Raw genomic sequence first — 20,265 nt, 5'->3', positions numbered from 1 at the left:
CCTCCCCACCCTCCAGATCGAAGGATCAGATCAGTAGCGGTTGATGGTGGGCGCCGAGCCCAGTTCCGCGCCGAACTTGCCGGCGGTGTCGTCCCAGGCCTTCTTCCAGCTGCCGTCGGCGACGGCCTTGTCCAGCGTGTCGTTGATGAAGCTGCGGAAGTCCGCGTCCTCCTTCTTCACCCCGATGCCGTACGGCTCCTTGGTGAAGTTGCTGCCGGCCAGCTTGAACGACGCCTCGTCCTTGGCGATGTAGCCGAGCAGGATCACGTTGTCAGTGGTGACGGCGTCGACCTGGCCGCTCTTGAGGGCGTCGCGGCACTTGTCGTAGGTGTCGAAGGGCACCAGCTGGGTGGCGACGTCCTTGACGTACTTCTTGATCTCCTCGAACGGCGTCGAGCCGGTGACCGAGCAGACCTTCTTGGTGCCGTCCTTGAACGAGTCCGGACCGGTGATGGTGGTGTCGTCCTTCTTGACCATGATGTTCTGGCCGGCCTCGTAGTACGGGCCTGCGAAGGCGATCCGCTCCTTGCGCTTCTCGTTGATCGTGTAGGTCGCGGCCACCAGGTCGACCGTGCCGTTGACGATCACGTCCTCGCGGACCTTCGAGGGGGCCTCGACCCACTCGATCTTGTCCTCGGGGATGCCGAGCTCCTTGACGATGATCTTGGCGATCTCGACGTCGAAGCCCTCCGGCTTGCCGGAGAGGCCCTTCAGGCCGAAGCCGGGCTGGTCGAACTTGGTGCCGACCTTGATCTTCTGGGCCTTGTTCAGCTTCTCCATGGTGGTGCCGGCGGTGAAGGACTTGCTGCCAGCACCGGTGTCCCCGCCGTCGTCGCCACCACAGGCGGTGAGGCCGAGCGCCAGAGCGGCGACCGCGGCGACTGCCGCAACGCGCTTGATACGCATACTCTTCTCCTTCTTCAACGGAGCCCACCGAGTACGGCGCGCTCCACTACGGACGCCTAGTGCGTGAGGATCTTGGAGAGGAAGTCTCGGGCCCGCTCGCTGCGCGGGTTCGCGAAGAACTCCGCCGGTGGGGCGTCCTCGACCAGTTGCCCGTCGGCCATGAAGATGACCCGGTTCGCCGCGTGCCGGGCGAAGCCCATCTCGTGGGTCACCACGACCATCGTCATGCCGTCGCTGGCCAGCGAGGTCATCACGTCGAGCACCTCGCCGACCATCTCCGGGTCCAGGGCGCTGGTCGGCTCGTCGAAGAGCATCGCCTTGGGCTGCATGGCCAGCGCCCGGGCGATGGCCGCCCGCTGCTGCTGACCGCCGGAGAGTTGGGCCGGGAACTTGTCCGCCTGGTTGGCGATGCCGACCCGGTCCAGCAGGGCCAGGCCGCGCTCGCGGGCGGCGGTCGGCTTCTCCTTGCGGACCTTGATCGGGCCGAGGGTGACGTTCTCCAGGATGGTCTTGTGCGCGAAGAGGTTGAACGACTGGAAGACCATGCCCACCTCGCTGCGCAGCTTCGCGAGGGGCTTGCCCTCGGCCGGCAGCGGCTGACCGTCGAAGGTGATGGTGCCCGAGTTGATCGGCTCCAGTCGGTTGATCGTGCGGCACAGCGTCGACTTGCCGGAGCCGGACGGGCCGATCACCACGACCACCTCGCCCCGACCCACCGACAGTGAGACGTCGTCCAGCACGTGCAGCGGCCCGAACCACTTGTTGACCGCGTCCAGCACGATGAGCGGTTCGCCCGTCGTCACGTCGTCCACCGTCCCCTGTCGTCTCCCGGATCGGGGTCGGTTGACCCCCGGTGCGGCCACTGTAGGCGGCCTGATGTGGCAGAACGCAACCCAGCGGGTCACGGAGCGGTAACACCGGTCACGATCGTTCTCGGGCGTCCGATTTTGGTCACCGGATGGGTGGTCACGGTGGCGATCGTGGCACCTTGTCGCGATCATGGGTGGATGACCGAACCCGTACGGTTGACCAAGTACGCCCGCGGTGGTGGCTGCGCCTGCAAGATCCCGCCGGGCGAGCTGGAGATCATGGTGGCCGGTCTCGGCCCGGCGACCGGCACCGCCGAGTTGCTGGTCGGGTTGGACCACGGCGACGACGCGGCGGTGGTGCGCCTGGATGAGCGGACCGGCCTGGTCAGCACCGCCGACTTCTTCACCCCGGTGGTCGACGACGCGTACGACTGGGGTCGGATCGCCGCGGCCAACGCGCTCTCCGACGTGTACGCGATGGGCGGCACCCCGCTGGTGGCGCTCAACCTGCTGTGCTGGCCGCGCGACGTGCTGCCGTTGGAGTTGGCCCGTGAGGTGCTGCGCGGCGGCCAGGACGTGGCGCGGGAGGCCGGCTGCCACCTGGCCGGCGGGCACAGCGTGGACGACGACGGCCCGAAGTACGGTCTCGCGGTCACCGGCACGGTCCGGCCGGAGGAGCTGATCACCCTCGACGCCGGGCGGGCCGGGGTGCCGTTGTCGCTGACCAAGCCGCTCGGGGTGGGTGTGCTGAACACCCGGCACAAGGCGACCGGGGAGAGCTTCCCGGAGGCGGTGGCCACGATGAGCGCGCTCAATCGGGAGGCCGCCCGCGCGGCGGTCGCCGCCGGCATCCGGTGCGGCACCGACGTGACCGGGTTCGGGTTGCTCGGGCACGCCTCGAAGCTGGCCCGGGCCAGCCAGGTCACGGTGGCCATCGACACCGCCCGGGTGCCCTATCTGGCCGGCGCCCGCGAGGCGCTGCGCGACGGGTTCGTCAGCGGCGGCAGTCGGCGCAACCTGGAGTGGGTGACCCCGTGGACCGACTTCGGCGCGGCGGACGAGGCGGAGCGGCTGCTGCTGGCCGACGCCCAGACCTCCGGCGGCCTGCTGGTCGCCGGCGAGGTGCCCGGCGCTCCGGTGGTGGGCGAGTTGCTGCCCCGGGGGGAGCACCTGGTCGTCCTGCGCTGACCGGGGGCGGCCGACCTGCGGGAGGACACGCGGTGGCGGTGGTGCGGATGGCGCACCATACCCGATAAACTGTCACCTTCCCGCTACTCCGAGCAATGCTGCTCAGGGAAATTTTGCCCGGAATGGTCACAGACCGGTAACTTGCCCCCGGCTGGGGTCAAATGCCCCCCACCATCGTGTGTAAGGCCCGATCCGGAGGCCGGTGGGGACGAACGCAGCGAGGAGGCGGAATGACCGAGCTGTGGAACTGGAGAATCGACGGGGCTCAACCCGTGGAGGTCTACCCGGCGCTGGCGGAGGCGCTCGGTCGGGTGGTGATGCCGCTGGCGGTGGCCGACCCGGCGCGGCTGCCGGCGTACGCGGTGGTGTGTGACGTCTGGCAGGCGCCGGGCGAGTTCGCGACGGTGGTGGACTGCTACGGGGTGCCCGAGCAGCTCGCCGAGCACGCGAGCATCGCCGCACTGGCCCGATTGCTGGGCCGCAACTGCCTGTTGCGCGACGACACGCTCGACGCGGGCCGGCACCTGCTCGTCGCTCCGGACGGCACGGTCCGTCCGGTGCACTTCGACGTGCGGGACACTGAGGACGGTGAGGTGCTCAGCAGGCTGCGGCTCTGCTCGCTGGGTGACCCGGGTTGCCGGGGCTGGTCGCAGTGCCACCGCTCACGCTGGGCGCCCGACACTGTCGCTCCGGCGCTCGCCGCGGCCTGACCCTCCCCAGGGTCAGGCCCGGCCGGGTGCCGTGCCGGTCAGCGGCGGTCAACTGGCGGCGGTGGCCGACCGGTCGGTGGTGCCCGATCCGGCACCCCGCACCACCAGTTGGTCGAGCAGGGTGCGCGTCGCCTCGGCCACGGCGGCCACTGCGGCGTCGAACGCGGCGGCGTTGTGCGCGGCGGGCGCCCGGAAGCCAGAGATCTTCCGGACGTACTGCAACGCCGCCGCCTCGACGTCCGCGTCGGTCACCTGCGGGGTGAACGGCTCACGCAGCGTCTTGATGCTCCGGCACATGTGAGTTCCTCCTCGGTTGGCGCGCTACTCGACCAACGATGCCATCGCTGGGGCTGTTGCCTATCCTGCGAAGACCTCGAATCGCCCGGAAACAGGTTCTGTGCCGCCGCGAACTGCCCGCCGTGAATCCCCCACCATGGGGTGCCGGGCCAACGCCGCAGGACGGGACAATGCCGGTCGGACGTCCCCCCGGACCGGGCCGCTACCCTGGTAGCCCGAGGGGAAGGGGCACCAACAGGGTGGCTAGGACCTACAACGTCGTCACGTACGGCTGCCAGATGAACGTGCACGACTCCGAACGCATCTCCGGCCTGCTTGAGCAGGCGGGATACGAGCGTGCACCCGCTGGCGACGACACCCCGGACATCGTGGTCTTCAACACCTGCGCGGTGCGGGAAAATGCGGACAACAGGCTCTACGGCAACCTCGGTCGTCTGCGCCCGGTGAAGGACAAGCACCCCGGGATGCAGATCGCGGTCGGCGGCTGCCTCGCCCAGAAGGATCGGGGCGACATCGTCCGCAAGGCCCCCTGGGTGGACGTGGTCTTCGGCACCCACAACATCGGCGCGCTGCCGGTGCTGTTGGAGCGGGCCCGGCACAACGCCGCCGCCGAGGTGGAGATCCTGGAGTCCCTCGACGTCTTCCCGTCCACGCTGCCGACCCGCCGCGAGTCCACGTACGCCGGCTGGGTGTCGATCTCGGTGGGGTGCAACAACACCTGCACGTTCTGCATCGTGCCGGCGCTGCGCGGCAAGGAGAAGGACCGGCGCCCCGGCGACATCCTCTCCGAGGTGCGCGCCCTGGTCGACGAGGGCGTGCTGGAGGTGACCCTGCTCGGGCAGAACGTCAACTCGTACGGTGTGGAGTTCGGCGACCGGTACGCGTTCGGCAAGCTGCTGCGGGCCTGCGGCGACATCGACGGGTTGGAGCGCGTCCGGTTCACCAGCCCGCACCCGAAGGACTTCACCGACGACGTGATCGCCGCGATGGCCGAGACGCCGAACGTCTGCCACTCGCTGCACATGCCGTTGCAGTCCGGCTCCGACGACGTGCTCCGGGCGATGCGCCGGTCCTACCGCTCCGAGCGCTACCTGGGGATCATCGAGAAGGTCCGCGCGGCGATGCCGGACGCGGCGATCACCACTGACATCATCGTCGGCTTCCCCGGTGAGACCGAGGCCGACTTCCAGCGCACCCTGGACGTGGTCCGGGAGGCCCGGTTCTCCTCGGCCTTCACCTTCCAGTACTCGAAGCGGCCCGGCACCCCCGCCGCGATCATGGACGATCAGCTGCCCAAACAGGTCGTGCAGGAGCGCTACGAGCGGTTGATCACCTGCGTCGAGGAGATCACCTGGGCGGAGAACAAGCGCCTCGTCGGTGAGACCGTCGAGGTGCTGGTCGCGGTCGGCGAGGGCCGTAAGGACGAGCGGACCGGTCGGATGTCCGGCCGGGCCCGCGACGGTCGCCTGGTGCACTTCGCGACCGGGACCGCCGACGGGGAGTCCCTCGCTGGTCAGATCCGGCCCGGGGACATCGTGCACACCACCGTCACGTACGCCGCCCCGCACCACCTGAACGCCGACGGTGCGCCGGTGGCGCACCGTCGCACCCGGGCTGGTGACGCGGCCGAGGCGGGTCGCTCCCCGCGTACCCCTGGGGTGTTGCTCGGTCTGCCGACGATCGGCGCACCGCCGGTCGTGGCTGCCCCCGCCGCCGGCTGCGCCACCCACTGACCGCACGGAAGGGCCCCTGGACGAGGGGCCCTTCCGCTGAAGGCCGAGTCAGACGGTGATCCGGCTGGCGCCGGCACCCGCCGTCACGATGGACTTGACGTTGCTCGCGGTGTCCAGCTGGTAGGAGTACGGGATGCTGGCCACGCTGCCGCCGGCCTGGCCGGTGGGCGAGTTGACGAAGTGGTTGTTGCGGGCGACCAGGCTGCCGGGCCCCGAGTCCCCCTCGCCGAGGTGGTACGGGTCGTCGACGTTCTCGAAGTAGTTGCCCTCGACGAGCACCCCGGCATTCTCGGTGGACGCCACGCCGTAGCCGCCGTTGGCCCGGTAGTAGTTGTTGAACACGTGCACCGGGTTGCCGAAGCGCACTCGGGGGTTGCGCTGGTTGCTGCCGTCGAACCAGTTGTGGTGGTAGCTCACCCGCAGGTGACCGACGTCCTGGCTGGCGTTGTCGTCGCTGTGACCGAGCAGCATGGTCTTGTCGTGGCTGAAGACCCGGTTCCACGAGACGGTGACGAAGTCCGAGCCGCGCTTGATGTCGACGGCGCCGTCGTACCCGTTGCTGAAGCTGTTGTGGTCGATCCAGATGTTGGTGGCCGACTCCTGCACGTTGATCGCGTCGTCGTTCCAGCTGCGGAAGGTCAGGTTGCGGATGATCACGTTGCGGTCGCCGCTGATGTTGAACCCGCAGCCGGCGATGGTCGCGCCGTAGTTGCCGAGGATGGTCTTGTTGGACCGGACTCGCAGCATGCCCGAGCAGGTGATCGTTCCGGACACCCGGATCACCGCGGCGCCGGTCGCGTTCAGCGCGCTGGTCAACGCCGAGGCGGTGGTGACCGTGGTGATGGCGGCGTTGCCGCCACCGGTGGTGCCGCCGTTCTGGGTGGCCCAGCCGACCAGGGCCGACGGCGGCTGCGTGCTGGGCGGGGGAGTGCTCGACGGAGGCGGGTCGGTCGGCGGCGGGGTGGTCGGTGTGGTGCTGCCGGTGCAGGCGACGTTGTTCAGGCTGAAGCTGCTCGGAGCCGGGTTGCTGGAGCTGTTCCAACTCGCGTTGAAGCCGAACGTGGCGCTGGCGTTGGTCGCCAGGTTGCCGTTGTAGTCGACGTTGGTCGCGGAGACCTGGCTGCCGCTCTGCGAGGCGGTGGCGCCCCACGCCTGGCTGACCTGTTGGCCGGCCCCGTACGACCAGCGCAGCGTCCACCCGGAGACCGGGTCGCCGAGGTTGGTGACGGTGACGTTGCCGGTGAATCCGCCGGGCCACTGGCTGGCGACCGAGTAGGCCACCTGGCAACCGGCGGCCGCCTGGGCGGACACGGAGGTCAACAGCCCGGCGGTGACCAGGGTGGCGGTGGCTGCGGCGGTGGTGGCGATCAGCGTCGTTCGACGCCGTCCTGTGCGCATGCTGCTTCCTTTCGGTGAGGCGGACGGAGGTGTCGCGACGCCCATGCCCGTGGGCGGCGGATCTCGGCCGGGACCAGTGGTCCTCGGGCCCGCCAGTGCAGGTTCGTGAAGGAAAGCGGCTCCCGCGATCGCGCTCGCCGGCAGAGAGGCAAGCGCTTTCCCGATAACAACATAGAAGACCCTCAATGTAAATGGCCGGAACGGCCGATGCGGTGCGCACCGGCCGTCCCGGCGGCAGCGCACCGGCCGTCCCGGTGGATCAGCAGCCGGTGCCGCTGAGTTTCACAGTGCCCGGTGCGCTGGCCGTGCCGTTGGCGGTGAAGCCCACGGTGACCGACCCGCCCGCCGGCAGGGACGGAGCGTGGCTCGGAGCCGCCGCGGTGATCGTCGTACCGGACTGCGTGACGGTGGCGTTCCAGCCACTGCCCAACGTCACCCCGGCCGGCCAACTCCAGGTGACCGACCACGGGTTCACCGCGCCCGAGCCGGTGTTCTTCACGGTCAACTCGCCCTGGAAGCCGCCCTGCCAGGCGTTGACCTGCCGGTAGGTGGCCGTGCAGGCGCCGGTCGGCGGATCCGTCGGCGGGTCCGTCGGCCCACCGGTCGGCGGCCCGCTGGTGCCGCCACCGGACGGCGCGATCAGGTACGGCTGGAGGATCGCCTGCTTGGCGGTGTTGACATTGGTCCAGTCGTCCAACGCGATACCGCCGGTGTCACCCGAGTTGGGGTTCCACGACCAGTAGGTGAACGACATCCCGGTCACCCCGGTCCCGGTGTACGCCATCAGCTTCTCCAGCCACACCTTGTCCTTCGGGTCGACCAGGGTGCTGCCGAACTCGCCCATCATGATCGGGGCGATGTTCTGCTTGTAGAGGTAACCGAAGTACTTGTCCCAGATGGCCGGCATGTTCGCCGGGTAGTCCGGGGCGTCGAACCAGGTCTGCCGGTACACCGAGGTGGCGTACTCGTGCGGCGAGTAGACCAACCGGTTCGCCACGTTCAGCCGGACCGGGAACTGACCGGCCTTCGACAGGTTGCCGCCCCACCAACCGCAGTCCTCGTCGTTGCTGGTGTCGCCGTCCCAGACGTTGGAGAGGCCACCACTCGGGCAGCTCACCCCCTCCACGAAGATCAACCAGTTGGGCTGGACACCGAGGATGGCGTTCCCGGCCCGCTCGGCGGCGAGCCGCCAGTCCCGGGTGGTGTCGCCACAGCCCCAGCATGCGCCGGTGGCCGCCGGGTTGGTGCCCTCCGCGTGCGGCTCGTTGTGCAGGTCGGCACCGATCACCGTCGTGTTGCCCGCGTACCGCTGGGCGAGCATCTTCCAGTCGTTGATCCAGGTCGCCTCGGAAACCGTCGACGTGTACCAGAGCGGTGACTGCCCGGCCGCCGTCGGCCGGTGCCGGTCCAGGATGATCCGCATGCCCTTGCTGCCGGCGTAGTCGATCACCTTGTCCAGGATCTGCAACGGCGACAGCCCGATCAGGTCCGGGTTGACGAAGTCGTTGATCCCGCTGGCGGTCGCACCCGGCTTCAGCGCGTCGTTCGAGTACGGCACCCGCAACGTGTTGTAACCCAGCCGGGCCATCGTGTCGAGCTGTCCCCGCCACGGGTTGTTCGACCACAGCCCGTGGAAGGTCTTGTTGTCGGTCTCCATGCCGAACCAGTTGATGCCGGTCAACCGGACCGTCGCACCGGTGCTGTCCACGATCTGGTTGCCACTGGTATGCAGATAACCCGTGCCGGTGCCGGCGGCCACGGCGGGGCTGGTGCTGACGGCGGCGGCGAGGAACACGCCAGCCGCGACGGTGACGAGCGCGGTGAGCGCGCCGCCGAGAGCTTTCGGACGGAACAATTCGAGCTCCACTTCGGAGGTCCGCCGCCGTCCAGAAACGACGCCGGCGGGCGGCCGTCCGCACGTCACGGTCCCCAAGGGGTACGCGGACAGTGCGCGACGGCCCATGTCACGCGGACGTGCTCACTCGCGGAAACTCACCGGCGACCCTCGACGGCGGATGTTCCGCCTTCGTCGCCCTCGCGCCGGTGGCCCTACCTGGCTCCGTCGCTCATTCTGATCAGCCCACGTCAATGCGTCAACCTGCGCCGTCGCGCCGCCGCGCCCCGACCCCGCCGGCCGTTCCCCCGCGCTCGCGCAGCGCGTCGATCCCGCCCGCGCTGCCCGTTCTGCGCCGCGTGCCCCCTGCATGATCGCGCTGGAAGATGGATGTAGTGGTTTCCCGGCGCCGGGTGGCCACCACATCCTGGATCGAGCGTGACCGTGACGGCCGGGGGCGGGGGCGGACACGCGGGAGCCCCCGGTCCCGAGCGGGACCGGGGGCTCCGGACGTCGTCAGCTCAGCCGGCCTGCTCGGCGAGTTGGAGGAACTGCCGCTTGGAGGCGAGGGCCTGCTCAGCCTCCTTGATCCGGCGTGCGTCCCCGGCGCTCTGCGCCCGGGCCAGCCGGTCCTCGGCCTCCGCCACCTGCGCCCGCATCTGGGCGAGCAGCGGGTTGTCCTCCTTGGTGGTGCGGCGCCACGCCGAGTCCATCACGTCACGGACCTTGTCGTCGATGACGCGCAGTCGACGCTCCAGCCCGGCGGCCGCCTCGCGGGGCACCCGGCCGGCCTCGTGCCACTGGGCCTGGATCTCCCGCAACTTGGCCTGGGCGCCCTTCGGGTCGGCGTCGATGTCCAACGCCTCGGCCTCGGCGAGCAGGGCCTGCTTGCGCTCCAGGTTGCCGCGCTGCTCGTTGTCCCGTGCGGAGAAGACCTCGCTGCGCCGGCTGAAGAAGGCGTCCTGCGCACCCCGGAACCGTTCCCAGAGCTTCTGCTCGGCCTCCTTGGAGGCGCGCGGAGCGGCCTTCCACTGGGTCATCAGGTCCTTGAGCTGGTTGGCGGTGGCGGCCCAGTCGGTGGAGTCCGAGAGCTTCTCCGCTTCGGCGACCAACTCCTCCTTGGCGGTCTGGGCCTGCTTGCGCTGCGAGTCCAGCGAGGCGAAGTGGGCGCCCCGGCGGCGGGTGAAGCCGTCCCGGGCGGCGGCGAACCGCTTCCACAGCTCACCGTCGGCCTTCTTGTCGACCCCGCGGATGGTCTTCCACTCGTCGAGGATCTCCTTGAGCCGGTCCCCGGCGGTCTTCCACCCGGTGGATTCGGCGGCCAGCTTCTCGGCCTCCTCGACCAGCGCGGTCTTGCGGGCCAGGGCCTCGCCGCGAGCGGCGTCCCGGGCGGCGCGCGCTTCGCCGGCCTTCTCCTCGGCGAGGGTCGCCAGCTTGTCCAGGCGGGTGGCCAGGGCGTCGATGTCGCCGACGACATTGGCCTCGGGCAGCGTGGCACGGATCCGCCGGATCGTGCTCAACGAGTGCCCGGCGTCCGCCGCACCCGACTTGAGTCGCGCCTCGGTCAGGTCCACCTCGGTCACCAGGTCGGCGAAGCGGCGTGCGAAGTGAGCCAGGCCCTCCTCCGGTGCTCCCGCCTGCCAGGATCCGACCACCCGCTCTCCCTCGGTGGTCTTGACGTACACGGTGCCGTCCGCGTCCACCCGTCCGAAGGCAGTCCAGTCGCTCATGTGCCCATCCTCGTTCTCCCGGCGTCGAGGGATCGATCCCCCGTCGCCGCCACGGCGCAGCCAAGTTGCTTCCGGCATTGTCACAGGTCCGACCCGGTCCGCGTCGAGCGCCTATCGCCGACCGTGACCATACGGTGTCCTAGGGACCGAATGACCGGATCGGCGCGGAGACGCACCGGGGATTCCCGCTACGGTGGACGGGTGCCACTGGTCGCCGCCGCCGTCTGCCCGCATCCGCCCCTGCTCGTGCCCGAGGTGGCCGGCTCCGCGGCCCCGGAGCTGGACGATCTGCGGGCGGCCTGTGACACCGCCGTACGCCGGCTGTTGGCCGCCGATCCGGACATTGTGGTGCTGGTGGGCACCGGCCCGGTGACCGGCCCGATCCGCACCCCGGCGAGCGGTTCTCTTCAGCCCTGGGGTGTCGACCTGTACCTGCCGTTGGTGCCGGGTCAACCGGACCGGGGTGCGGTGCTGCCGTTGAGCCTGACCATCGGCGCGTGGTTGCTGGCCCGTCACGACACCCGACCGCCGGTGACCGCCGTGCAGGTGGCCGCCGATGCCGGCCCGGCCGAGCTGGCCGCGCTCGCCGACGAGGTCGGCGCCGCCGGTGACCGGGTGGCGTCGCTGGTGCTCGGGGACGGGTCGGCCTGCCGGGGAGAGAAAGCACCCGGGTACGACGACGCGCGCGCCCTGCCGTACGACCAGGGGGTTGCCGCGGCGCTGGCCGACGCGGACCTGGACGCCCTGCTCGACCTCGACCCGGCGGTGTCGACGGAGCTGAAGGCCGCCGGTCGCGCACCCTGGCAGGTGCTCGCCGGCGCGGCCCGCGCGGCCGGGGGTGGGTGGCGCGGCGAGTTGCTGCACGACTCCGCCCCCTACGGTGTGGCCTACTTCGTCGCGTCCTGGGAGCGGGTGTGACAGGCATGGTCGTCGCGGTGGTCGGCCCGACCGCGGCCGGCAAGTCCGCGCTGAGCATCGCTCTGGCGCACGCCCTGGACGGCGAGGTGGTCAATGCCGACTCGATGCAGCTCTACCGGGGCATGGACATCGGCACCGCCAAGCTGACCCTCGCCGAGCGGGACGGGGTGCCGCATCACCTGCTGGACATCTGGGAGGTCACCGAGCCGGCGAGCGTCGCGGAGTACCAGCGACTGGCCCGCGCGGCGGTGGACGACATCCTGTCCCGGGGGCGGGTGCCGCTGCTGGTCGGTGGCTCCGGGCTGTACGTGCGGGCGGTGCTGGAGCGCTTCGAGTTTCCCGGCACGGACGCGGCGCTGCGGGAGCGGCTGGAACGGGAGTTGGCCGAGGTCGGCCCGGCGCCGCTGTACGCACGGCTGCGCGCCGCGGACCCGGTCGCCGCCGAGAGCATCCTGCCCGGCAACGGCCGGCGGATCGTGCGGGCCCTTGAGGTGATCGAGCTCACCGGCGCGCCGTTCGCCGCCTCGCTGCCGCAGCCCACGCCGTACTACCCGTCGGTGCAGCTCGGCGTCGACCTGGACACCGGCCTGCTGGACGAGCGGATCGCGCTGCGGGTGGACCGGATGTGGGCCGACGGCCTGGTGCCGGAGACCCGTGAGCTGGTCGGGCGCGGCCTGCCCGAGGGGCGGACGGCGAGTCGGGCGCTGGGCTACCAGCAGGTGCTGCGCCTGCTCGCCGGTGAGCTGACCGAGGCGCAGGCACACGATGAGACGGTCCGGGCGACCCGACGCTTCGTCCGCCGGCAGCGGTCCTGGTTCCGCCGCGACCAGCGGATCCACTGGCTGGACTCGACGACCCCGGACCTGATCGGGGCCGCCCTGCGTCTGGTGCCGGCGGCTGCGCGATGATGGGGCTGTGGAGTTCACCAAGGGCCACGGCACCGGCAACGACTTCGTCCTCCTTCCCGACCCGGACGGTCAGCTCGACCTGACCCCGGAGCTGGTCGCGGCGCTCTGTGATCGACGTCGGGGCATCGGCGCGGACGGCGTGTTGCGGGTGGTCCGCGCGGCCAAGCATCCGGACGGCGCGGGTCTGGCCGGCGAGGCCGAGTGGTTCATGGACTACTGGAACGCCGACGGCTCGTTCGCCGAGATGTGCGGTAACGGCGCCCGGGTCTTCGTGCGCTACCTGCTCGACACCGGGTTGGCCACGCCCGCCGGCGCGGCGCTGCCGGTGGCCACCCGGGCCGGCGTCGTGCGCGCGCTGGTCGAGGGCGACACCGTGTCCGTCGAGATGCGCCGACCCCAGGTGTACGACAGTTCCGCCGCCACCCTCGGCGGACTGACAGTGACCGGTGCGGTGGTGGACGTCGGCAACCCGCACCTGGTCTGCGTGCTGCCGGCCGGCGTGGAGTTGTCGGCGCTGGACCTGACCGTCGCGCCCGGGTTCGACCCGACGGTCTTCCCGAGTGGGGTGAACGTCGAGTTCATCGTGGCGGGCGACCCGGTCGACGGTACCGACGAGCACACGGTGATGCGGGTGTACGAGCGCGGCAGCGCCGAGACCCTGTCCTGCGGCACCGGCGCCTGCGCGGTGGGTGCGGTGGCGCTGCGCGACGCCGGCCGGGACACCGGCGTGGTCGCGGTCGACGTACCCGGCGGCCGCCTCACTGTGACGGTGACCGAGAACTCCTGCTGGCTCTCCGGCCCCGCCGTCCTGGTAGCCACCGGCGAGCTGAACCCAACAACGCTCCATCCCTGACCCGCACCCCACGCCGCCCCACCCCCCACCCGTGTTGATCAAGAAGTTTGCGTCACGTTTCGCGTGGTTCCTGACGCAAACCTCTTGATCAACGGCGTGGCCGGTGCGCGGGTTCGCGCCTTACGGGGTGGCGCTGGCGTTGGCGGCGATCTCGGGGAGGTCGGCGGGGCCGGGGTCGGCGGCCGGGAGCGGGCTCGGGTTGTGCGCGGCGGCGCGCACGGCGGCGGCGACCGCCGGGGCGACCCGGGAGTCGAAGACGCTCGGCACGATCACCGTCGGGTTGATCTTCTCTTCGCCGACCACGTCCGCGATGGCCCGGGCGGCCGCGATGGCCATCTCCTCGGTGAACTCCTCGGCGTGGGCGTCCAGCATGCCGCGGAACACCCCGGGGAACGCGAGCACGTTGTTGATCTGGTTCGGCTGGTCCGAGCGGCCGGTGGCGACCACGGCGGCGTGCTTGCGCGCCTCCCGAGGGTCGACCTCCGGGTCCGGGTTCGCGAGGGCGAAGACGATCGAGTCCTTCGCCATCTGGGCGATGTCGTCGCCGGTGAGCAGGTTCGGCGCGCTGACCCCGATGAACACGTCCGCGCCGCGGATCGCGCCGGGCAGGTCGCCGGAGTAGTTCTCCTTGTTGGTGTTCTCCGCGAGCCACTGCCACGCCGAGTTGAGCCCGGTCAGCCCGCGGTGCAGAGCGCCCTCCCGGTCGTACGCGATGATGTCGCCGACGCCCTGGCGCAGCAGCAGCTTCATGATCGCGGTGCCGGCCGCGCCGGCGCCGGAGACGACCACCCGGACGTCCTCGAGCCGCTTGCCCACCACCCGCAGCGCGTTGGTCAGCGCGGCCAGCACGCAGATCGCGGTGCCGTGCTGGTCGTCGTGGAAAACCGGGATGTCCAGCGCCTCGCGCAGCCGGGCCTCGATCTCGAAGCAGCGCGGCGCGGCGATGTCCTCCAGGTTGATGCCGCCGTAGGCCGGCGCGATCGCCTTGACGATCTGCACGATCTCGTCGGTGTCCTGGGTGTCCAGCACCACCGGCCAGGCGTCCACCCCGCCGAAGCGCTTGAACAGCGCGGCCTTGCCCTCCATCACCGGCAGCGACGCGGCCGGGCCGAGGTTGCCCAGGCCGAGCACCGCCGAGCCGTCGCTGACCACCGCGACGGTGTTGCGCTTGATGGTCAGTCGCCGGGCGTCGGCCGGGTTCTCGGCGATCGCCATGCAGACCCGGGCCACCCCCGGGGTGTACGCGCGGGACAGCTCGTCGCGGTTGCGCAGCGCGACCTTCGAGGTCACCTCGATCTTGCCGCCCAGGTGCAGCAGGAACGTCCGGTCCGACACCTTGCGCACGTCCACGCCGTCCAGCGCGGTCAGCGCATCGACCACCTGGTCGGCGTGACCGGCGTCGGCGGTGTCGCAGGTCAGGTCGACGATCACGTGGGTCGGGTCCGAGTCCACCACGTCCAGCGCCGTGACGATCGCCCCCGCCTCGCCGACGGAGGTGGTGAGCCGGCCGATCGAGGAGGCGTCCGCGGTCACGGCGATCCGAATGGTGATCGAAAATCCGGCGCTGGGCATTCGGGTGATGGCCACGGGATCCCTCCGTAACGGCTGTGCGGCCGATCGGCCGCCGCCCGCATTTCTACCGGGTTGTCGCGGCCGACCAGCATTCGCCCCCACTTTTGGCGACCTTCACCATGGGCATATAGCGGGTGCGTTCGGCGTTGTGTCATGTCAGGATTACGTTCTACTTATCAAAACGGACAGGAGAACCGCTTGCGAGACCAGGAGAGCTTTGTCCCCGTCGAGGACGAGCTCGACGACGTCACCACCGGCGAGATGGAGCTGTCGGAGCGGCAGTCCCTCCGACGCGTCCCGGGCCTGTCAACCGAGCTCACCGACGTCACCGAGGTGGAATACCGCCAGCTGCGGCTGGAGCGGGTCGTCCTGGTGGGCGTCTGGACCGAAGGCACCGTCACCGACGCGGAAAACTCGCTGACCGAGCTCGCCGCGCTGGCCGAGACCGCCGGTTCGCAGGTGCTCGAAGGGCTCATCCAGCGTCGTACCCGACCCGACCCGGCCACGTACATCGGCCGCGGCAAGGTCGACGATCTTGGCGCGGTGGTGCTCTCCACCGGCGCCGACACGGTCATCTGTGACGGTGAGCTGTCCCCGTCGCAGCTGCGCAACCTGGAGCAGCGCACCAAGGTCAAGGTCGTCGACCGCACCGCGCTGATCCTCGACATCTTCGCCCAGCACGCCAAGAGCAAGGAAGGTAAGGCGCAGGTCGAGCTGGCCCAGCTCCAATACCTGCTGCCCCGACTGCGCGGTTGGGGTGAGACGCTCTCCCGGCAGACCGGTGGTTCCGGCCGGGGCGGCGGCGCCGGCGGCGGTGTGGGTGTTCGTGGTCCCGGTGAGACCAAGCTGGAGACCGACCGGCGGCGCATCCGCCACCGCATCTCCCGGCTGCGTCGCGAGATCAAGAGCATGAAGACGGTACGCGTGACCAAGCGCGCCCGGCGTTCCCGCAACGCCGTTCCCGCGGTCGCCATCGCCGGCTACACCAACGCCGGCAAGTCCAGCCTGCTCAACCGCCTGACCGGCGCGGGCGTGCTGGTGGAGAACGCGCTGTTCGCCACGCTGGACCCGACGACCCGCAAGGCCACCGCCTCGGACGGGCGGCTCTACACCCTCTCCGACACGGTCGGCTTCGTCCGACACCTTCCGCACCAGATCGTCGAGGCGTTCCGCTCGACGCTGGAGGAGGTCGCGGAGGCGGATCTGGTGGTGCACGTCGTGGACGGCACCCACCCGGATCCGGAGGAGCAGGTCCGGGCGGTCCACGCGGTGCTTGCCGAGGTCAGTGCGGACCGGCTCCCCGAGCTGTTGGTGGTCAACAAGACCGACGCGGCCGACGAGGACACTCTGCTGCGGCTCAAGCGGCTCTGGCCGGACGCGATCTTCGTGTCCGCCCACTCCGGGCGGGGCATGGACGAGCTGCGCGCGGCGATCGAGGAGCGGCTGCCGAGTCCGGCCGTGGAGGTCCGGGCCGTGCTGCCGTACGACCGGGGCGACCTGGTGGCTCGGGCGCACCGCACGGGAGAGGTGCTCAGCACGTCGCACCTGCCGGAGGGCACTCTGCTGCACGTCCGCGTCGGCGCGGAGCTGGCGGCGGAGCTGATGGCGTTCGACGTGGAGCGGCAGGGGCAGGCGGCCGGCAGCCGCTCCTGAGCGGTCACGGCGTCATCCACCGGAAACGCGCGGCATGCGACACTGGCCGAATGCGCCGCGTTGTTTCCTCGGTCACGGTTGCCCTCGGCCTCCTCGGGGCAACCGTGGCGCTTGCCGGAGTCGCCGCAGCGGCTCCCGCCCCTGGGGCGTCCGGGCCGCCCGCCGCGAACCCTGGCCAGAAGCGATGCACGATCGTCGACGAGCGGCTACGGGAGCTGTCCGGGTTGGTGGCCACCAAGAGTGGCTTCATCGTCATCAATGACGGCACCGACGTCCCGGCGCGCAAGCGGGTGTTCTTCCTCGACAGCAAGTGCAAGATCTCGAAGGAGCCGGTCCGCTACTCGGGGCAGGGGCCGTTCGACACCGAGGATCTCGCCCTGTCCAAGGACGGGCGCACCCTCTGGATCGCCGACACCGGTGACAACCCCGACTCGAAGGAGCGCCGCAGTCGCGTCGCGCTCTGGTCGATGCCCGTCAGCGGCACCACCGAGCCGACGCTGCACCGGCTCTCGTACCCCGGAGCCAAACCGCACGACGCTGAGGCGTTGCTCATCGGCGACGACGGAAAACCGCTGATCATCACCAAGGTGACCAGCGGCAAGGCCGAGATCTACACGCCGTCGGCGGCCCTCAAGAGCGGCGACACCGACCCGGTGCCGATGCGTAAGGCCGGCGAGATCACGCTGCCGAAGACCCAGACGGAGAACACCCTCAACACGTTCGGCCGGATCGCCATCACCGGCGCATCCCGGGCACCGGACGGTTCCCGGGTGGTCCTGCGCACGTACGCGGACGCCTTCGAGTTCGACGTGACCGGTGGCGACATCGTGGGGGCGCTCACCACCGGTAAGCCGCGCGTGACGCCGCTGGCCGACCCGTTCGGCGAGGCCATCAGCTACACCTCGGACGGAAAGTCGTTCGTCACCGTCTCCGACGCGGGCCGGTTCACCGAAGACGAGCCGCTCGACATCCTCGGCTACACCCCGTCCACGTCGACCGCCGTGCCACTGGCCCCCGAGGACGGCGCCAAGCCGGCCGCCTCGAAATCCTGGATCGACGGGTTGAGCCTCGACGACATCACGTACCTGGTCGGGGCGGTCGGGCTGATCGGCCTGCTGTTGGTCGCCGCCGGAATCTTCGGCATCGTTCGCGCCCGCCGTCGGCCGCCGACCGCTGACGCGTCCGACCCGTCGGACCCGGACGGTGAGCCGTTCGGCCCGCGCGCGGGCCGCGCCGTTGACGGGTTCCCGGCCGATGACGACCGCAGGGGCGGTGTCTACGGGGGCGGCGCGCCGGCCGGCGGCGCGGTCTACGGCGGTGGTGCGGGTCGCGGTGGCCCGGCCCCGGCGGCTGGTGCGGGTCGTGGTGGCCCCGCCCCGGCGGGCGGTGCGGGTCGCGGTGGCCCGGCCCCGGCTGGTGGTGCCGTGTACGGCGGTGGCGGCCGGCCGGCTCCGGCTGACGGTGGCTACGGTGCGCCGCGACCGGACGGCGGCGGTGCTGGCGTCTACGGCGGCGGACGTCCCCCGGCTGGCGGCGGTGGCCGTCCACCGGCCAGTGGCGGTCGTCCTCCGGCTGGCGGCGGTGGCCGTCCACCGGCCGGTGGTGGTGGTCGTCCGCAGGGCGGTGGTGGTGGTCGACCGCAGGGCGGCGGTGGCCGTCCCGGCGGTGGCGTGTACGGCGGCGACGGCGGTCAGCCCGGTCGCGCGGAGCCGCCACGGCGCGGAGGGCAGGAGCCCGACTACCGGGGTCAACGGCCCGGCCGCCGACGCGACGACGACGCACCCGTAGACCCGTACGGGCAGTATCCCGGGGGCGGTCGCGGCCACCGAGGCGACCGTTACTGATCGGGCGCCGAGGCGCTCACCCGCCCTGACGAGCGGTGCGGGTGAGCGCCGTCGGCACCCACCCGCCGACCAGTCAGATCCGGCGTAGCACCGCCACGACCCGGCCCATGATGGTGGCGTCGTCGCCGGGGATCGGGTCGAAGGCCGGGTTCTGTGGCATCAACCAGACGTGCCCGTCGCGCCGCCGGTAGGTCTTCACGGTCGCCTCGCCGTCGAGCATGGCGGCCACGATCTCGCCGGAGTCGGCGGTCGGCTGCTGCCGGACGACCACCCAGTCGCCGTCGCAGATCGCCGCGTCGAGCATGGAGTCACCCTTGACCTGGAGCATGAAGACCTCGCCCTCACCCACCAGCTCGCGGGGGAGCGGGAAGATGTCCTCCACGGCCTGCTCGGCGAGGATCGGCCCACCGGCGGCGATCCGACCGAGCATCGGCACGTACGCCGGGGTGGGTCGCTGTGCCCTCGACAGCTCGTCGTCGATCGCCTCGCTGGGGGCGCGGACGTCCACCGCGCGTGGCCGGTTCGGGTCGCGGCGCAGGAAGCCCTTCTTCTCCAGCTCCTTGAGCTGGTAGGCGACGCTGGACGGCGACACCAGGCCGACCGCCTCGCCGATCTCGCGGACGCTCGGCGGGTAGCCGTGGCGTTCCACCCAGGTGCGGATGAACTCCAGGATGCGCCGCTGGCGGGCGGTCAGGTCGACTGTCGCCGGGTCGGGGAAGGCGCTGACCACCGGGGTGACCGGGCGCACGGCGGGCTGACCCGTCCGGCTGCGCGCGGCGCTGCGGCGTCGGGTGGCCGGGGGGCCCGCCTCGGTGATCTGCTGCGGGCTCTTCGGCCGGCTGGCCCGGTCCTCGGTCACGTCCGTCCTCCCTGGTCGGCGCTGGGTGCCTCGTCGGCTCGTGGTGCGTGCGGTGGTGCCACGTTGTTCATGACCGTATAGGTGAGATCAGTCATTTTCAAACATCTGTACGACCTCTCACCGGCGTGTCGGGGTGAAAAAGCGCTCCGGTCGTACGGATGTTCTGATAAATGGTACGTCAGGTAGCACTGGTGTTCGATCCTGGACCATTTTCCGGCCGTGTTCGGCCGACTGGCCGGTAACCCGGGTGGCGTCGTGACGTTGGGTCTTCGGGCGTTGTGCGGTGCGTGGCTGACCGGTTGGTCCGTGACGCGCCGGACACGCCGGTCAACTTGACCCGGCTTCCCCGGCGACATACGGTCGACCCCTAGATGTAGTAGTGACACGGGCGTAAGTTGCCTACAGGTTGGGTCTGACTACCGAACGCACTCCCATAACGTCGATCACGGCGGGCGTCATCCGAGGGTGGCACCGTCGTGGTGGGTCGTGCCCGGGGGTGTCCGGTGTGCTCGCAGTTGACCATTATTTGGAGGTGGGCGATGCGGTGTCCGTACTGCCGGCACGCTGACTCCCGGGTGGTCGACTCGCGGGAGGCCGACGACGGCCAGCTCATCCGACGGCGGCGGTCCTGCCCGGAGTGCGGCAAACGGTTCACCACCGTCGAGGAGGCGGTCCTCGCGGTCGTCAAGCGCAGCGGGGTGACCGAGCCGTTCAGTCGCACGAAGATCATCGGCGGGGTACGTAAGGCGTGCCAGGGCCGGCCGGTGGACGACGACTCACTCGCGCTGCTCGCGCAGCGGGTGGAGGAGACGGTCCGGGCCAAGGGGGCCGCCGAGATCCCCAGCCACGACGTGGGCCTGGCGATCCTGGGTCCGCTACGCGACCTGGACGAGATCGCCTACCTGCGGTTCGCCAGCGTCTACCGCTCGTTCGACTCGCTCGCCGACTTCGAGCGCGAGATCGAGACGTTGCGGGCCGCGGCGCGAGCCCGGGAGCAGGGCCGGGCCGATGCGGTTGAGGCCGCCGGCCGTACCAGCTGAGTCTTGACGGTTT

At 70.7% G+C, this 20,265-nt stretch carries 17 protein-coding genes; 9 read left to right on the top strand and 8 right to left on the bottom strand.

Annotation, left to right across the window (positions count from 1 at the left end; all coding sequences use genetic code 11):
• Positions 1–30: 30 nt before the first annotated feature.
• Positions 31–906, bottom strand: coding sequence for a glutamate ABC transporter substrate-binding protein (locus ABTW72_RS16770; protein WP_350859669.1), 876 nt, complete (start codon positions 904–906; stop codon positions 31–33).
• A 56-nt stretch (positions 907–962) separates the two neighbouring features.
• Entirely contained in the window at positions 963–1,718 is a 756-nt protein-coding gene (locus ABTW72_RS16765) for an amino acid ABC transporter ATP-binding protein (RefSeq protein WP_088946762.1), read from the bottom strand.
• Positions 1,719–1,913: 195 nt separating this feature from the next.
• On the opposite strand from ABTW72_RS16765, the gene selD reads away from it, so the two are divergent.
• The gene (gene selD / locus ABTW72_RS16760; protein ID WP_350859666.1) at positions 1,914–2,903 is read left to right on the top strand and encodes a selenide, water dikinase SelD; all 990 of its coding nucleotides are present in this window, start codon (positions 1,914–1,916) and stop codon (positions 2,901–2,903) included.
• 230 nt (positions 2,904–3,133) lie between these two features.
• Positions 3,134–3,613, top strand: coding sequence for a hypothetical protein (locus tag ABTW72_RS16755; RefSeq protein ID WP_350859663.1), 480 nt, complete (start codon positions 3,134–3,136; stop codon positions 3,611–3,613).
• A 48-nt stretch (positions 3,614–3,661) separates the two neighbouring features.
• On the opposite strand, the gene ABTW72_RS16750 is transcribed toward ABTW72_RS16755, so the two are convergent.
• Entirely contained in the window at positions 3,662–3,910 is a 249-nt protein-coding gene (locus ABTW72_RS16750; protein WP_112676127.1) for a DUF2277 family protein, read from the bottom strand.
• A gap of 239 nt (positions 3,911–4,149) precedes the next feature.
• Here ABTW72_RS16750 and miaB point away from each other — a divergent pair, with 239 nt between their 5' ends.
• A complete protein-coding gene (gene miaB / locus ABTW72_RS16745; protein WP_350859660.1) occupies positions 4,150–5,643 on the top strand; it encodes a tRNA (N6-isopentenyl adenosine(37)-C2)-methylthiotransferase MiaB in 1,494 nt (497 codons plus the stop codon).
• A gap of 48 nt (positions 5,644–5,691) precedes the next feature.
• Here the strand turns inward: miaB and ABTW72_RS16740 are convergent, their stop codons facing one another.
• The 3 genes from ABTW72_RS16740 to ABTW72_RS16730 form a co-directional block, all read right to left on the bottom strand.
• On the bottom strand, positions 5,692–7,041 hold the full coding sequence (locus ABTW72_RS16740; protein ID WP_350859657.1) for a pectate lyase family protein: 1,350 nt from the start codon (positions 7,039–7,041) through the stop codon (positions 5,692–5,694).
• A 259-nt stretch (positions 7,042–7,300) separates the two neighbouring features.
• Complete coding sequence (locus ABTW72_RS16735) at positions 7,301–8,896, bottom strand: cellulase family glycosylhydrolase (protein WP_350859655.1); 1,596 nt, start codon at positions 8,894–8,896, stop codon at positions 7,301–7,303.
• Between the two features lie 500 nt (positions 8,897–9,396).
• A complete protein-coding gene (locus ABTW72_RS16730) occupies positions 9,397–10,605 on the bottom strand; it encodes a DUF349 domain-containing protein (protein ID WP_238671818.1) in 1,209 nt (402 codons plus the stop codon).
• A 150-nt stretch (positions 10,606–10,755) separates the two neighbouring features.
• Here ABTW72_RS16730 and ABTW72_RS16725 point away from each other — a divergent pair, with 150 nt between their 5' ends.
• From ABTW72_RS16725 to dapF, 3 genes are read left to right on the top strand one after another with little or no spacing between them, the layout of a single operon-like run.
• Complete coding sequence (locus ABTW72_RS16725; protein ID WP_350859652.1) at positions 10,756–11,523, top strand: class III extradiol ring-cleavage dioxygenase family protein; 768 nt, start codon at positions 10,756–10,758, stop codon at positions 11,521–11,523.
• A 5-nt stretch (positions 11,524–11,528) separates the two neighbouring features.
• Positions 11,529–12,431, top strand: a complete 903-nt coding sequence (gene miaA, locus ABTW72_RS16720; protein WP_350859970.1) for a tRNA (adenosine(37)-N6)-dimethylallyltransferase MiaA — start codon at positions 11,529–11,531, stop codon at positions 12,429–12,431.
• 7 nt (positions 12,432–12,438) lie between these two features.
• Positions 12,439–13,284: a diaminopimelate epimerase gene (dapF, locus tag ABTW72_RS16715; protein WP_350859649.1), complete on the top strand. Its 846-nt coding sequence runs from the start codon at positions 12,439–12,441 to the stop codon at positions 13,282–13,284.
• Between the two features lie 120 nt (positions 13,285–13,404).
• On the opposite strand, the gene ABTW72_RS16710 is transcribed toward dapF, so the two are convergent.
• Positions 13,405–14,871, bottom strand: a complete 1,467-nt coding sequence (locus ABTW72_RS16710; RefSeq protein ID WP_112586695.1) for an NAD-dependent malic enzyme — start codon at positions 14,869–14,871, stop codon at positions 13,405–13,407.
• A 183-nt stretch (positions 14,872–15,054) separates the two neighbouring features.
• On the opposite strand from ABTW72_RS16710, the gene hflX reads away from it, so the two are divergent.
• The gene (gene hflX / locus ABTW72_RS16705; protein ID WP_350859646.1) at positions 15,055–16,509 is read left to right on the top strand and encodes a GTPase HflX; all 1,455 of its coding nucleotides are present in this window, start codon (positions 15,055–15,057) and stop codon (positions 16,507–16,509) included.
• A gap of 50 nt (positions 16,510–16,559) precedes the next feature.
• Complete coding sequence (locus ABTW72_RS16700) at positions 16,560–18,353, top strand: hypothetical protein (protein WP_350859643.1); 1,794 nt, start codon at positions 16,560–16,562, stop codon at positions 18,351–18,353.
• Between the two features lie 73 nt (positions 18,354–18,426).
• On the opposite strand, the gene lexA is transcribed toward ABTW72_RS16700, so the two are convergent.
• On the bottom strand, positions 18,427–19,212 hold the full coding sequence (lexA, locus tag ABTW72_RS16695) for a transcriptional repressor LexA (RefSeq protein WP_091400540.1): 786 nt from the start codon (positions 19,210–19,212) through the stop codon (positions 18,427–18,429).
• A gap of 539 nt (positions 19,213–19,751) precedes the next feature.
• Between lexA and nrdR the strand changes: the two genes are divergently transcribed.
• Positions 19,752–20,252 (top strand): transcriptional regulator NrdR, encoded by a 501-nt coding sequence (gene nrdR / locus ABTW72_RS16690; protein ID WP_091400542.1) that lies wholly within the window; start codon positions 19,752–19,754, stop codon positions 20,250–20,252.
• The last annotated feature ends 13 nt before the right edge of the window (positions 20,253–20,265 follow it).

This window comes from Micromonospora sp. NPDC127501 (genome assembly GCF_040302185.1).
Lineage (GTDB): Bacteria > Actinomycetota > Actinomycetes > Mycobacteriales > Micromonosporaceae > Micromonospora.
This window is presented reverse-complemented; position numbering and strand designations above follow the sequence as displayed.